The organism is Lysobacter sp. TY2-98 (assembly GCF_003367355.1).
In the GTDB taxonomy this organism is placed as follows: domain Bacteria; phylum Pseudomonadota; class Gammaproteobacteria; order Xanthomonadales; family Xanthomonadaceae; genus Cognatilysobacter.
The window spans coordinates 2,321,315-2,333,339 of sequence record NZ_CP031413.1 but is presented as its reverse complement, the minus strand read 5'-3'; the positions used below and the strand labels follow the sequence as shown (position 1 = coordinate 2,333,339).

Annotated in this window: 15 protein-coding genes; 9 read left to right on the top strand and 6 right to left on the bottom strand. The window is 68.2% G+C overall.

All coding sequences use genetic code 11. The features are described 5' to 3' along the window. Positions 1 to 44 precede the first annotated feature (44 nt). The 5 genes from DWG18_RS11350 (at position 45) to DWG18_RS11330 (ending at position 3,826) form a co-directional block, all read left to right on the top strand. Positions 45 to 908 (top strand): AraC family transcriptional regulator, encoded by an 864-nt coding sequence (locus DWG18_RS11350; protein WP_115647292.1) that lies wholly within the window; start codon positions 45 to 47, stop codon positions 906 to 908. A 90-nt stretch (positions 909 to 998) separates the two neighbouring features. Next, the gene (locus DWG18_RS11345; RefSeq protein ID WP_115647291.1) at positions 999 to 1,613 is read left to right on the top strand and encodes a TetR/AcrR family transcriptional regulator; all 615 of its coding nucleotides are present in this window, start codon (positions 999 to 1,001) and stop codon (positions 1,611 to 1,613) included. Between the two features lie 66 nt (positions 1,614 to 1,679). Further along, the gene (locus DWG18_RS11340) at positions 1,680 to 2,552 is read left to right on the top strand and encodes an alpha/beta fold hydrolase (RefSeq protein ID WP_162823815.1); all 873 of its coding nucleotides are present in this window, start codon (positions 1,680 to 1,682) and stop codon (positions 2,550 to 2,552) included. 142 nt (positions 2,553 to 2,694) lie between these two features. Then, positions 2,695 to 3,450, top strand: coding sequence for a HipA family kinase (locus DWG18_RS11335; protein WP_115647289.1), 756 nt, complete (start codon positions 2,695 to 2,697; stop codon positions 3,448 to 3,450). Further along, complete coding sequence (locus DWG18_RS11330; RefSeq protein WP_115647288.1) at positions 3,437 to 3,826, top strand: DUF3037 domain-containing protein; 390 nt, start codon at positions 3,437 to 3,439, stop codon at positions 3,824 to 3,826. Before DWG18_RS11335 ends, DWG18_RS11330 begins: the two co-directional genes overlap by 14 nt. Positions 3,827 to 3,956: 130 nt before the next feature. On the opposite strand, the gene DWG18_RS11325 is transcribed toward DWG18_RS11330, so the two are convergent. Beyond that, positions 3,957 to 4,514, bottom strand: coding sequence for a hypothetical protein (locus DWG18_RS11325; protein ID WP_162823814.1), 558 nt, complete (start codon positions 4,512 to 4,514; stop codon positions 3,957 to 3,959). 330 nt (positions 4,515 to 4,844) lie between these two features. Next, a complete protein-coding gene (locus tag DWG18_RS11320) occupies positions 4,845 to 6,086 on the bottom strand; it encodes an amidohydrolase family protein (RefSeq protein WP_240318515.1) in 1,242 nt (413 codons plus the stop codon). 158 nt (positions 6,087 to 6,244) lie between these two features. Here DWG18_RS11320 and DWG18_RS11315 point away from each other — a divergent pair, with 158 nt between their 5' ends. Then, positions 6,245 to 6,889 carry a DUF5671 domain-containing protein gene (locus tag DWG18_RS11315; protein WP_115647286.1) on the top strand — a complete coding sequence of 215 codons (645 nt, stop codon included), beginning with the start codon at positions 6,245 to 6,247 and terminating at the stop codon, positions 6,887 to 6,889. Between the two features lie 62 nt (positions 6,890 to 6,951). Beyond that, complete coding sequence (locus DWG18_RS11310; RefSeq protein WP_162823813.1) at positions 6,952 to 7,377, top strand: hypothetical protein; 426 nt, start codon at positions 6,952 to 6,954, stop codon at positions 7,375 to 7,377. A gap of 27 nt (positions 7,378 to 7,404) precedes the next feature. Here the strand turns inward: DWG18_RS11310 and DWG18_RS11305 are convergent, their stop codons facing one another. Beyond that, entirely contained in the window at positions 7,405 to 8,343 is a 939-nt protein-coding gene (locus tag DWG18_RS11305) for a DUF72 domain-containing protein (RefSeq protein ID WP_115647284.1), read from the bottom strand. Positions 8,344 to 8,575: 232 nt separating this feature from the next. Between DWG18_RS11305 and DWG18_RS11300 the strand changes: the two genes are divergently transcribed. Beyond that, positions 8,576 to 8,791: a hypothetical protein gene (locus DWG18_RS11300; protein ID WP_115647283.1), complete on the top strand. Its 216-nt coding sequence runs from the start codon at positions 8,576 to 8,578 to the stop codon at positions 8,789 to 8,791. Between the two features lie 92 nt (positions 8,792 to 8,883). Here the strand turns inward: DWG18_RS11300 and DWG18_RS11295 are convergent, their stop codons facing one another. Next, a complete protein-coding gene (locus DWG18_RS11295) occupies positions 8,884 to 9,498 on the bottom strand; it encodes an ACP phosphodiesterase (RefSeq protein ID WP_115648153.1) in 615 nt (204 codons plus the stop codon). A gap of 112 nt (positions 9,499 to 9,610) precedes the next feature. Next, on the bottom strand, positions 9,611 to 10,294 hold the full coding sequence (locus DWG18_RS11290; protein WP_115647282.1) for a YbhB/YbcL family Raf kinase inhibitor-like protein: 684 nt from the start codon (positions 10,292 to 10,294) through the stop codon (positions 9,611 to 9,613). A gap of 157 nt (positions 10,295 to 10,451) precedes the next feature. Between DWG18_RS11290 and DWG18_RS11285 the strand changes: the two genes are divergently transcribed. Next, complete coding sequence (locus DWG18_RS11285) at positions 10,452 to 10,814, top strand: J domain-containing protein (protein ID WP_162823812.1); 363 nt, start codon at positions 10,452 to 10,454, stop codon at positions 10,812 to 10,814. 16 nt (positions 10,815 to 10,830) lie between these two features. Here DWG18_RS11285 and prpF read toward each other — a convergent pair whose 3' ends face one another. Then, positions 10,831 to 12,024, bottom strand: coding sequence for a 2-methylaconitate cis-trans isomerase PrpF (prpF, locus tag DWG18_RS11280; protein WP_115647280.1), 1,194 nt, complete (start codon positions 12,022 to 12,024; stop codon positions 10,831 to 10,833). Position 12,025: the final 1 nt, after the last annotated feature.

The window sequence follows — 12,025 nt, the reverse complement described above, 5'->3', positions numbered from 1 at the left end:
TTTCGGGACTACGTCGCGCGCGGCAACGGGTGAAGCCTGTGGGTATGACCGATCCCGGCAGACCCGCGTGCTATCCGGCCGCTTCCGCGCAGGCTAAGGACGGCGCCGTACTGCCGTCGCTCGACGTGCTCATCTCACCGGTGCCGAGCGGGCGGTTCGATTCGCCGGTCGATCATCGCCACGTGCTATGCCTGCACCTCGGCGCGCCGGTGCCGGTGACCTACCGTGCTGGCCGCGTCGAGCGTTGCGGTACGCGGCTGCACGGCCAGTTCTGCGTGGTGCCCGCGGGCGCCAGCACACGATGGACGTTGTCGGATACGGCGACGTCGTTGCTGTTGCGGCTGTCGCCCGCGGTGATGCGCGAGACCGCGGAATCGAGCGGCGCCAGCGCCTGCGACCCGGCGCCGGCGATCCACGTCCGTGACGCACAGATCGAGCGCATCGGCTGGCTGATGCAGGCCGAAAGCGACGACGGCTATCCCACGGGGCGTCTGTTCGCCGACGGCCTCGCGTGGTCGCTCGCGGCGCGCCTGCGTGCACTGCAGTCGCGCAAGGCGACGACGTCGATCGAAGCGAGACGCACGCTGCCTGCGTGGCGATTGCAGCGCGTGATCGACTACGTCGAAGCGAATCTCGACGCGGATCTCGCACTCGAGCAGCTTGCGAACGTCGCCGGCTTCGCCGTTTCGCACTTCACGCCGTTGTTCAAGAACGCGACCGGCATGACGCCGCATCGCTTCGTCATGCAACGCCGCGTCGAGCGCGCGCGGCTGATGTTGCGCGATGGTCGGGCGACGATCACGGAGGTTGCCCACGCCACCGGTTTCGCGCATGCGAGTCACATGGCGCGTTGCCTGCGGCAGCTGTGCGGGGTGACCCCTGGGCAGATCGTGGCTGATCGACGCTGACCGGCCGGGCGCATCGCCGCCCTCCGACCACTCGTCCGATCACCGCCAGCGGTCGATCGATAAAAAGCACGACCGTGCTAATGTCGCGCCATGTCCGCTGCCGCCCGCACCGTCACCAAAGGCGCCGCCACCCGGGAGCTGATCCTGGATCGCGCCTACGGGCTCGCCTGCCGCGAAGGGCTGGAAGGCCTGTCGATCGGCGGGCTGGCGGCCGAGGTCGGCATGTCCAAGAGCGGCGTGTTCGCCCATTTCGGCTCGCGCGAGGACCTGCAGCTGGCGGTGCTCGACAACGCCGGCCGCCGCTTCGTCGAGCACGTGATGGTGCCGGCGCTGCCCGCGCCGCGCGGCGTCGCCCGCCTGCGCGCGCTGATGGACCGCTGGTTCGACTGGGCGCGCCATCGCGACGACGGCGGTTGCATCTTCCTCGCGGCCGCGAATGAATACGACGACCGCCCGGGCCCGTTACGCGATCGCGTGATCGCGCAGATGGAGCGCTGGCGCAGCGAGCTTGCACGCGCCGCGTCGCTCGCGATCGAAACCGGCGAGCTCGCCCGCGGCACCGACGTCGAACAACTCGCCTTCGAGCTCTACGCGCTCGCGCTCGTCGTGCACCACGACGCCGGCCTGCGCGGCTACGACATCGCCTACGAACGCGGCATGCGCGCGTTCGACCGGCTCGTCGACGCCAATTCCCCAACCGCCTGATCGCCTGAGGACTGCAGCATGGACACGCGCTCGCCCCGGATTAGCACGACCGTTCGAAACAACCTGATGCGAGCGTCGATCCGCGTCTATTTCGCGACGGCGCGACGGATTGCGCCGCGTGCGGCGGTGCGTCGCGCAGCCGCGCTCTTCTGCACGCCGCATCCGGGTGGGAACGCGCCGACGCCCGTGGCCGAGGGCGCGCAGCGCTTCGATATCCACGCCTGCGGGCATCGCCTCGTCGGCTATCAGTGGGGCGATCCGACGACGCAGCCCTACGTGCTGTTCTCGCACGGCTGGGCGAGCAGCGGCGCGCGCATCGCCGCATGGGTACCGGCCTTGCGCGACGCCGGCCTCGCGGTGATCGCGTTCGATCAGATCGCGCACGGCGCGAGCCCCGGGCGACGCACGACCCTGCCGGAGTTCGCCGACGTCTTGGTCAGCGTCGGCAAGCGATTCGGACCCGCGCATGCGGTGATCGGCCATTCGCTCGGCGGTGCGGCGGCGATGCTCGCGCTGTCGCGCGGCCTGCAGGCGGGTCGCGCGATCCTGGTCGCGCCGGCGGCGGATCCCGTGGAAGCCGCGCACCGCTTTGCGCGCGCCGTGGGCCTCGGTCGTGCGCTGTGCGAACGCATGATGGCGGGCTTCCACGCCAGTCTCGGCATCACCTTCGACGAGCAGCGCGCCGAACGCGCCGCGCCTTCGATCGCGCGTCCCGCGTTGATCGTGCATGACGTCGCCGATCCGGTCGTGCCGTGGGACGAAGGCGAGCGTTACGCGCGTTACTGGCCGCGCGCACGTCTGCTGAGCACGCAAGGGCTGGGGCACAGCCGTGTACTGAGCGATCCGGGCGTCATCAATGCCGGTGTGCGCTTCCTGCGCGGCGAGGCGGTGGGCCAGCGCGTGGTGTCGACGCACGAGTTGCCGATGGGCGTTGCGTGACACGGGGGGGGGTGCAGCGCGTCGCCACGAAGCGTTGATCGTCCGATCCCGCGGTAAGGCGGGAATACACGGGTCGGCGGCGCATGGCACCACGTCGCCCGTTCTCCGCGATACTGGCCACGCCCCGACACGACACCGGACGATGCTCCGCCACATCACTGCGACCCGCTACGTGACGCCGTTGCGCGAAGGCGGCTCGATGCCCGCCATCGTCGAAGGTGACGACTTCGGCCTTTACGTGCTCAAGTTCCGCGGCGCGGGGCAGGGTACGCGCGCGCTCGTCGCCGAGCTGATCGCCGGACGCATCGCGCAGGCGCTGCAGTTGCCGGTGCCGGAGCTCGTGTTCGTCGACCTCGACCCCGAGCTGGCGCGCACCGAGCCCGATTCCGAGATCCAGCACCTGATCCGCGAGAGTGCCGGTCTGAACGTGGCGCTCGATTACCTGCCCGGCGCGGCGAACTTCGATCCCGTCGCCGGCCTGCCGGACGCGGATCTCGCCTCGCGCATCGTCTGGTTCGACAGCTTCGTCAGCAACGTCGACCGCACCGCACGCAATCCGAACCTGATGGTCTGGCATCGCGCGCTGTGGATGATCGATCACGGCGCCGCGCTGTACTTCCACCACGGCTGGGACACGCAGACGCCGGATGCCGCGAGCGCGTTCCCGATGGTTCGCGAGCACGTGCTGCTGCCCGCCGCGTCGCGCATCATGGAAGCGGATGCCGACCTCGCGCCAATGCTCGATCGTCCCCTGTTCGAACGCGTGCTGGGCGAGGTGCCCGACGCCTGGCTGGGCGACACGCCGGTCGCCACCCGCGAACGCTATGTCGACTACCTCACCACGCGACTCGAGCGGCGCGCAGCATTCGTCGAGGAGGCACGTCGTGCACACGGCTGATCTCTACGACTACGCCATCCTGCGTGCGGTGCCCCGCGTCGAGCGCGAGGAGTTCATCAACGTCGGCGTGCTGCTGTCGTGTCCGTCGCAGCGTCTGCTGCTCGCGCGTGTCGGTGTGGACGCCGCGCGCCTGCGCGCGTTGGATCCGGACGTCGACGTCGAACTGGTCGAGCGCCAACTGCAAGCGATCGTCGCGATCTGCGAAGGCCGTCCCGGCAGTGGCCCGATCGGTGAACTGCCGATCCGCGCGCGTTTCCACTGGTTGACGGCGAAGCGCAGCGCGCTCATCCAGCCGTCCCCCGTGCACACCGGGCAATGCGGTGATCCGCTGCACACGATTGATCGGCTGTTCGACCGCATGGTGCGAACGGGCTGACGCGGCCATGAAAAAGGGCCGCCTTGCGAAGGCGACCCTGCGGTACGCAGTCAGCGGAATCGATCAGTCAGGCTGCGTTCGTGCGTACACGTCGCCGAAGTACCCGCACGAAGGCGTGCAGTGCTTCAACTCAGGCGCCACCGCACTTGGCGAGCGCGGTCATGTACTTGCGCGTGCCGAGCGTGTCCGACTGCATGATCTTCTTCTCGCCGGTCGAGTCCATGAGCATGACCTGGAAGCCGTTCGGGAATTTCTCGGCCAGATCCTTCATCGGCACCTGCACGACATACGCCGGCACCGTGTCCTTGGTGACGAGCGCTACACCTTGGTAGCCGCCGAACTCGGCATCCGCCTTGTCGCGCATCGCGAGGATCACCGGGATCGTCGTGCCTTCCTTCTCGGGGATCGTTCCGTCGATCACGCGGAAGTGCATGGCCGATTGCTCCGGATGCGCCGGATCGACCTGCAGCATCAGCGGATCGTTGAAGCTGAGCATCCGGCAGAGGCCCTTTTCGTGCGACAGCAGCCAGTTGTTGTTGTCCTTCTCGATGTCCGCCTGCGGCAGGCCGTCGGGGTCCTGGAGCATCTCCATCATCGCGGCGGCGGCCTGTGTGTCGTCCTGTGCCATGGCGGCAGCGGGTAAGGCGAGCGATGCGGCGAGGGCAAGGGCGATCAGCGGGTGGCGCATGGAAACCTCCGGAGAATTGGGCACGGACTACGGCGCGGCAATCAGTAACGGGACATCGGGCGGGATGGGGTTAGGGCACGATCGCGCGTGCGCACGACGGGCGTCGGACCCAGCGAGTCCAGATCGTTGTCGTGAGAGGCATCGTGAGCTGCGGACATCCCCATGCCCTGCGCTGGGGCGGACGGTAGCAAACGATGCGAGCGCGCGGCAGTGTTCGTGGTCCAGAAATCGATCCGGGCATCTGACGACGGCGCCCGGCGCGACGAGCGCACGGCACCGCACCGTGGACGCAGGCCACTGTCTAGTCCCGGGACGCGCGGTCCGATTCCGTCATCGTGGTGCCCGATGGATCACCCGTCCGGCCCGCACCGTCATCTCCACACGATCCAGCGCGGTGACGTCTTGGGCCGGATCGCCTTGCAGCACCACGAGATCCGCATCCAAGCCCGCCGCGATGCGGCCCTTGCGTGCGGCCTGGCCGAAGCGCGCGCTCGGTGCGGTCGTCAGGCTGGCGAGAATCGCGCGCCAGTCGAGGCCGGCCGCGGCCATGTAGCGGTACTCGAGCAGCGGGTCGTAGACGGCGGTGTAGCCGCAGTCGGTCCCGAACAGCACCTGCCCGCCGGCGTCCGCGAAGCTCTTCAGCTGCTGCGATGCGGCGGCGAGCATCTTCGCCTTCAGTTCCTCAGGCAGCTGATCGGCGCCGGCCTCCTGTTCGATCAACGCGAGCGTCGGCATCAGCGCCATGCGGTGCGACACCAGCGATTGCGTGAGCGCATCCGGCCACGGACCGATGTTGGGCGTCGTATGCGCCAGCACGTCGACGCCGCTGTCAATCGCGATCTGCAGGCCGGCCAGATTGCTGGGATGCGCGAACGCGGGCTTGCCACGTTTGTGCGCCTCGCCGACCACGGCGTGCGCGATTGGCAATTTCATCGGCAACACCCCGATCGGCCCACCGACGATCGCACCCGCGAACAGCTTCACGCCGTCGGCACCGGCATCGAGTTGCCGCGTCGCGCGGGCGACGGCCTCGTCGACGTCCTTGACCTCGAACGTCGGCACCTTCAGCGACTCCAGCAAATCGTGCACATAGATCGGCGTGCCGCCTTCAGGGAAGAAGGGCGCGTCGACGGTGAGGATCTGCGGCCCGGTCACCTCGCCACGCTCGATGCGCGCGCGCAGCGCCAGCGCGTCGCCCGGCAGGGACGCGATGTCGAACACGGTCGTAAAGCCCCACTGCGTGAAGTTGGATTCCAGCGCTTCCGACAGCGCTGCCGCGGGCTGCGTTGCCGCACCGCGGTACGGTGGCTGCAGCAGGTGCACGTGGCTGTTCCAGAACCCCGCGACGATGACCTTGCCGTCGACGTTCATCACCGTGGCGTCCTTCGGCACGCGCAGGTCGCGACCGACGACTGCGGTGATCACCCCGTCGCGGATCAGCACCGTCGCATGCTCGACGGGTGCCGCGTCCGGTGCGGGATAGACCTTGGCACCGACGAACGCCAGCGTCCCGGCATGCGCGATGTTCGATGCCGCCATCGCGGCCACCAGAAGCGGAACGAGCGTGCGCATGGCGACTCTCCGGAACGGATGCGCGCAGCTTAGCCGCGGTCGGTGGGCCGGCCCCATGCCGTCCGGCAGGGGAACGAACGGCGTCCGCCGGCTGATGGAGAGCCACCACCCGGCCAAGGAATTTCCGCTATGGTCGCCGGCACATCGGGGGAGAGCCTATGGCCGCACCATCGCAGGATCTGGAGCTGTTCGTGCGCGACGCGCTGATGCGCGGGCAATCGAAGGACGCCATCAACGCGGCGCTGGTGCAGGCCGGCTGGACCCCGCAGCAGACGCGCAGCGTGCTCGACGCCTACGCCGATGTCGGTTTCCCCATTCCGGTGCCGCGACCGCGCGCGTCGCTCTCCGCGCGCGAGGCGTTCGCCTATCTGGTGATGTTCGCCACGCTCTACTTCGGCGCATGGAACCTGGGCAGCCTCCTGTTCGACCTGATCAATCGCACCTGGCCGGATCCGGCCATGCGGTCCTACATGTTCAACGCGACCGATAGCTCGATCCGCTGGTCGATGGCGGCGCTGGTCATCGCGTTCCCGGTGTTCGCCTTCGTCGCCCGCCGCGTCGCGCGGGACGTCGCGCAGCATCCGATCAAGCGCCTGTCGCCGATCCGGCGCTGGCTCACCTACATCACGCTGTTCATCGCTGCGGGCGCACTGATCGGCGACACCACCACGCTGGTCTACAACCTGCTCGGCGGCGAGCTCACCACGCGCTTCCTGTCCAAGGTTGCGGTGGTCGCGTTCATCGCGGGCAGTATCTTCGGCTACTACCTCCACGACCTGCGTCGCGAAGAGGTGCAGGCATGAGCGCGCGTCCTGTCGGCACGTGGTTTCTTTCGGTAGCCGCCATCGCCGTGCTCGCCAGTCTGGTGACGGCGATCGTCGTGATCGGTTCACCGGCGCACCAGCGCGCCCTCCGGTTCGACGAACGGCGTGTCTCCGATCTGCGCGGTATCGACAGCCGGGTGGAGGCCTACGCGCGTCTGGAACATCGCCTGCCGAAAACGCTGGACGAGCTCGAACGCGCCACGCACGACGCAGCTGCGATTCCAGTGGACCCAGAGAGCCGTCGTGCCTACGACTACCGGCCGACCGATGCGCGCCACTACGAGCTGTGCGCGGTGTTCGCGACCGCGCGAACCCAAGACAGCGAGCCGACGTATGCGTACGAAACCGCGTGGATGCATCCGGCCGGCCGATACTGCTTCAGGCAGGTGCTCTCGCGGGAGGACGACGCGAAGGACGCCGCCGATGCTGCGGCGGACGCCGCGGCAGCGCTAGCGCCGGTGAATTGATCGACGCGCCCGCCGAAGCAGCACGGGTCAGATCAGGTCGGCGCGCGTGTCGGCGCCGAACGCGTCGTCACCCAGCATCGCCATCAGCGAACGGCCGTTGCGCTGGCCCTGGTCGCCTTGATTGTTGTTGAACACCACGTGCAGCTCCGCAACGCGTTGCGCCAGATCGCGGACGGGCGTTGCGATCTCACGCAGTTCGTCGTCGGAATAGTCGTAGTCGAAGCGGTCGCTGGCGACCGTCGAGCCTTTGATGTCCCAGGTCTCATGGTTGCGACCATGCATGCGGACGATGGCAAGGCGCGGCGACGCGACGTCCCACACCTGCGGAATGCACTTCGTACCGAGCTGGGGTTCGTCGACGACGACGTGCGCGACGCCGAGGTCGCGCTCCATCGCGAGCGTCGCGTCGTCGTGCCGACCGTCGAACCAGGCGCGGGTGCGGAACTCATAGGCGAGCAGGTAGTCGGGCAGGCGGCCGACGCATTCCTCGAGATGCCGCTTCCAGTCGGGCGACGGGACGACCCACGGCGCGAACTGGAAATGCAGCGCGGTGAGCTTGCCCGCGTCGCGCAGCGGACGCACGGCGCGCTCGAAGCGCAGCCACATTTCGTCCCGCAGGCTGTCCGGCACGTCCTTGTAATAGACGTTGCGCTTCTTTGCGAAAACGGGGGCGAGCTCCGCTGCGATGTCGGGCGGTAACGCCTTCGCGGGCGTCTGATGGCCGGTGAACAGGCGGAAGGCCTTGAGGTTGAACGTGAAGTCGTCCGGCGTGCGTTCGGCCCACAGCTGCGCGTTGCGTTCGCTCGGCATCGCGTAATAGCTGGAGTCGACTTCCACCATCGGGAAGCGGCTCGCGTAAAAGCGCAGGCGATCTTCTGCGGAGCTGCAGCCGCGCGGATAGAACTGCTTCGACTGGATCAGCGTGGGGTCGGTCCAGCTTGCCGTGCCGACGCGTATGAGGCTCATGAGGCGAGAGTAGCGCGATCACCGCGCGGCGGTCGCGAGCGTGACGGTTGCGCGACGCGAAACGCAAAAGTGCGTGAATGAATCACGCGTCATCTACATGGCGGTGCGCTGAATGCACCGGCCATCTAACGCAACGCTAATGTCGAGGTCACCTGCTCGGACGGGCCGCATGCGTAATCTGATCACCGTCCGCAATGCGGGCGATGTCGAAAGATGTCGATCAGGAGGACGCATGAACCGTAACGATCAGAACACCTCGAATCGCGGCAACAACCAGAACCTGGACAACAGCGCGTCGTCGCGCCAGGCGTCGGGCGGTGACCGCTCACAGCAGTCGATGCAGGGCGCGTCGCGCCAGGGTTCGCAGCAGGACGTCGGCAAGAACGACAAGAGTTCCAGCAGTCGCGGCAGCAGCTCATCGTCGCGCAGTGACAGCTCGAACCACTAACGCAGTGGAGTGAGTGCCCGACATCGGGCAAACGGGAAGAGGGTTGAGTAACTTCGAGGGACGACTCCGTCGTCCCTTCTTTTTTGCTCTTTCTAAAGGCCCGCTCGATCTTCCTGGACGATCGACGCGCGCTCGCGCACGACGAACTCTTCGAGTTCGGCGAAGAATCCGTTGAACATCGAAGCCGCCTGCCGCTCGACTTCACGGAAATCGTGAAGCGTGGCGACCAGTCGATCCCCGTTTCGAGACAGGCGATGCGCGATGCGCGTGATGGCGCGATCGACACTTGCCCGTTCGCGATAGTTGCCCAGCCAGTCGCCCGACGCCATGCGCGGTGCGATCGCTCGCAGGTGCGGTGGAAGGTCGTCGAGGCGCTCGTGCAGGACTGCATAAGCACGCCGGGTGAACGCGTCCAGTGTCACGTCGCTCCAGCGCGACCAGTCGCGCGCGAGCAGGTGGTCGAAGTAGACGTCGAGCACGATGCCGGCATAGCGGCGCCGGCCGTCCGCAAAATGCGTGCGCAGGGCGACGACGTCGGGATGGCTGTCGGTGAAGCGGTCCACGCGTCGATGCACGAGGATCTCGCGGCGCTCGACCTCCCCGAAGCGGTCCAAGCCGCTGGAGCCGAACGCGAAGTCGCCCAGCAGCGCGCCGAGCATCGCGGCGTCGCTGTATCGCGCGAGGTGCATGTGGGCGAGCCAGTTCATCGTGGCGCCGATCGGAGACGCCTCACGTTCGCACAGTCGGCGTCTGCGCATCAGCGTCCGACGAGATTGTCGCTTCCTCCGGGGGCACGACTTGGGGGCGCGGGACGGTACCTCAGTGCGTCTTCGGCGCCTGACTCGTCGCCACCAGCTCGCCCTTGGCGATCACGTGGCCGCTCATCGCGGCGACCACCTGATCGCGGGTCGCGCCTGCCGGTAGATCGAGCGTGCGGTCGAGGGCGAAGATCTGGAAGTGATAGTGATGCGGCGCATCGCCGGCGGGTGGGCGCGGTCCGAAATAGCCGGTGCCGTCGCGGTCGTTACGGCCCTGCGCCATTCCGCGCACGGCGGTCGGTGACCCGCGTGTCGGCAGGCTGCCCGGAAGGGTGTGCACGTTCCCCGGAATGTTCCAGGCGACCCAGTGCGCGAACGGCTGCTCGCGCGGTGCGTCCGGGTCTTCGAGCAGCAGGGCGTAACTCTGCGCGCCCTGCACGGGCGTCCATGCGAGTGCTGGCGACAGGTTGTCGCCGTACGCGGTGTGGTGCGCGGGAATCGGAGTGTCCGCGCGGATCTGCGGCGAGGTCACGTGGATCGCCGCGGCGCCTTTCGCGTCAACGCGCTGGACGGCGGCCTGTTTCGCAGCGGCGGCCGCGCTGGTACCGGTATTCACCGGCGATGTGCCGTGCGACATCGGATGCGGTGCGCCGGCGGGCGGTGCGGGCTGGCCGCGTGCCGGACCCATCGCGACCAGCAGGGCGGCGGCGAGCAGGGCGGGGACAAGAACTCGACGCGCATTCATGGTGACCTCCGCGTGCAGGTGTCGTCCGAGCGTGGTCCTGCCGACGTCGAGGACGGGTCACTGCGGCGGCAACAGCCTGCCCATGGCTGCCCCGACACTGCAGCGGCCGTCACACCGGCGGTATAAGACTGGACCCCCGCCTCCACAGGGTCACCGCGTGCCCACGCACTACGCCACGCTCAAGGTCGCGACGGACGCGCCGATCGACGTGATCCGCGCGGCGTATCGCGTGCTCGCGGCGCGGCACCATCCGGATCGCTGCGATGGCGATGTCGATGCCCTGCGGCGCATGCAGCAGGTCAACGAGGCATGGCGCCTGCTGTCGGACCCGGTCGCGCGCTCGCGCTACGACCGCGAATTGCGTCGCGCGTGGCGTCGGCGTTCGAGCGATGGCGGCGAGGGCGTGGCTGCGTCGGGCGCGAAGGTCGCGCCGGTCGATGTCGCGGCATGTCCACCAGCGCCCGTTCGCCAACGCGTGGCCGCGACGTACGCCGAGTTCGCCGGATTGGGACGCCGCTAGGCGACGCCGTCGCCCATTACCCGCCGTACGCCGGATCGGCGGGTACACGCACCGCGCCTTCCATCAGCACGCGTGCGCTGCGGCTCATCACGGCTTTGGTGACGACCCACGCACCGTCGACCTGCGCGACATCCGCGCCGACGCGCAGCGTCCCGGACGGATGTCCGAAGCGCACGACCTCGCGCTTCCCGCCGCCTGCGGCTTCGTTCACGAGGGTGCCCGGCACCGCGGCCGCCGTGGCGATCGCCACCGACGCCGTGCCCATCATGGCGTGGTGCAATTTGCCCATCGACATCGCGCGCGCGAGCACATCGATGTCGCCGGCGTGCACTGTCCTGCCGCTCGACGCCACGTAGTCCTTCGGCGGCGCGACCCATGCCACCTTGGGCGTGTGCTGGCGCTTGGCGGCCTCGTCCATGCTCGCGATCAGGCCCATGTGCACCGCGCCAGCCGCGCGGATCAGCTCGAGCTTGTCGAGCAATGCGCGGTGATCGTTGACCGCCGGCTGCAGCTCCGTGCCGTCGAAACCGAGGTCGGCCGCGCGCAGGAAGATAGTCGGAATGCCGGCGGTGATCATCGTCACCTGGAAATCGCCGACGCCCGGCACATGCAGCGTGTCGACGAGGTTGCCGGTGGGGAACATCGCGCCCGCATCGCCGTCATCGGACGGATCGACGAACTCCAGCGGAATTTCGGCGGCGGGGAACGTCACGCCGTCGAGCTCGAAGTCACCGGTCTCCTGCACCTGGCCGTTCGTGACCGGCACGTGCGCGATGATCGTCTTGCCGATGTTGGCCTGCCAGATGCGTACGGTGCAGTGGCCGTTCCGCGGAATGCGCGACGGATCGATCAGGCCGTTCGCGATCGCGAACGGGCCGACCGCCGACGACAGGTTGCCGCAGTTGCCACTCCAGTCGACGAAGGCGGTGTCGATCGACACCTGACCGTACAGGTAGTCGACATCGTGATCCGGCACCGCCGACTTCGACAGGATCACGCATTTGCTGGTGCTCGACGTCGCGCCGCCCATGCCATCGGTGTGCTTGCCATACGGGTCGGGCGAGCCGATCACGCGCATCAGCAACGCATCGCGCGCGGCGCCTGGCACGCGCGCGGCCGCGGGCAGATCGTCCAGCCGGAAGAACACGCCCTTGCTGGTGCCCCCGCGCATGTAGGTGGCGGGAATGCGGAGTTGCGGGGCGTGCGTCATG

Excerpts from the sequence above, each read along its gene's own strand:
- DWG18_RS11350 (WP_115647292.1), top strand. The coding sequence starts at position 45 with ATGACCGATCCCGGCAGACCCGCGTGCTATCCGGCCGCTTCCGCGCAG.
- DWG18_RS11345 (WP_115647291.1), top strand. The coding sequence starts at position 999 with ATGTCCGCTGCCGCCCGCACCGTCACCAAAGGCGCCGCCACCCGGGAG.
- DWG18_RS11340 (WP_162823815.1), top strand. The coding sequence starts at position 1,680 with ATGCGAGCGTCGATCCGCGTCTATTTCGCGACGGCGCGACGGATTGCG.
- DWG18_RS11335 (WP_115647289.1), top strand. The coding sequence starts at position 2,695 with ATGCTCCGCCACATCACTGCGACCCGCTACGTGACGCCGTTGCGCGAA.
- DWG18_RS11325 (WP_162823814.1), bottom strand. The coding sequence starts at position 4,514 with ATGCGCCACCCGCTGATCGCCCTTGCCCTCGCCGCATCGCTCGCCTTA.
- DWG18_RS11320 (WP_240318515.1), bottom strand. The coding sequence starts at position 6,086 with ATGCGCACGCTCGTTCCGCTTCTGGTGGCCGCGATGGCGGCATCGAAC.
- DWG18_RS11315 (WP_115647286.1), top strand. The coding sequence starts at position 6,245 with ATGGCCGCACCATCGCAGGATCTGGAGCTGTTCGTGCGCGACGCGCTG.
- DWG18_RS11305 (WP_115647284.1), bottom strand. The coding sequence starts at position 8,343 with ATGAGCCTCATACGCGTCGGCACGGCAAGCTGGACCGACCCCACGCTG.
- DWG18_RS11300 (WP_115647283.1), top strand. The coding sequence starts at position 8,576 with ATGAACCGTAACGATCAGAACACCTCGAATCGCGGCAACAACCAGAAC.
- DWG18_RS11295 (WP_115648153.1), bottom strand. The coding sequence starts at position 9,498 with ATGAACTGGCTCGCCCACATGCACCTCGCGCGATACAGCGACGCCGCG.
- DWG18_RS11290 (WP_115647282.1), bottom strand. The coding sequence starts at position 10,294 with ATGAATGCGCGTCGAGTTCTTGTCCCCGCCCTGCTCGCCGCCGCCCTG.
- prpF (WP_115647280.1), bottom strand. The coding sequence starts at position 12,024 with ATGACGCACGCCCCGCAACTCCGCATTCCCGCCACCTACATGCGCGGG.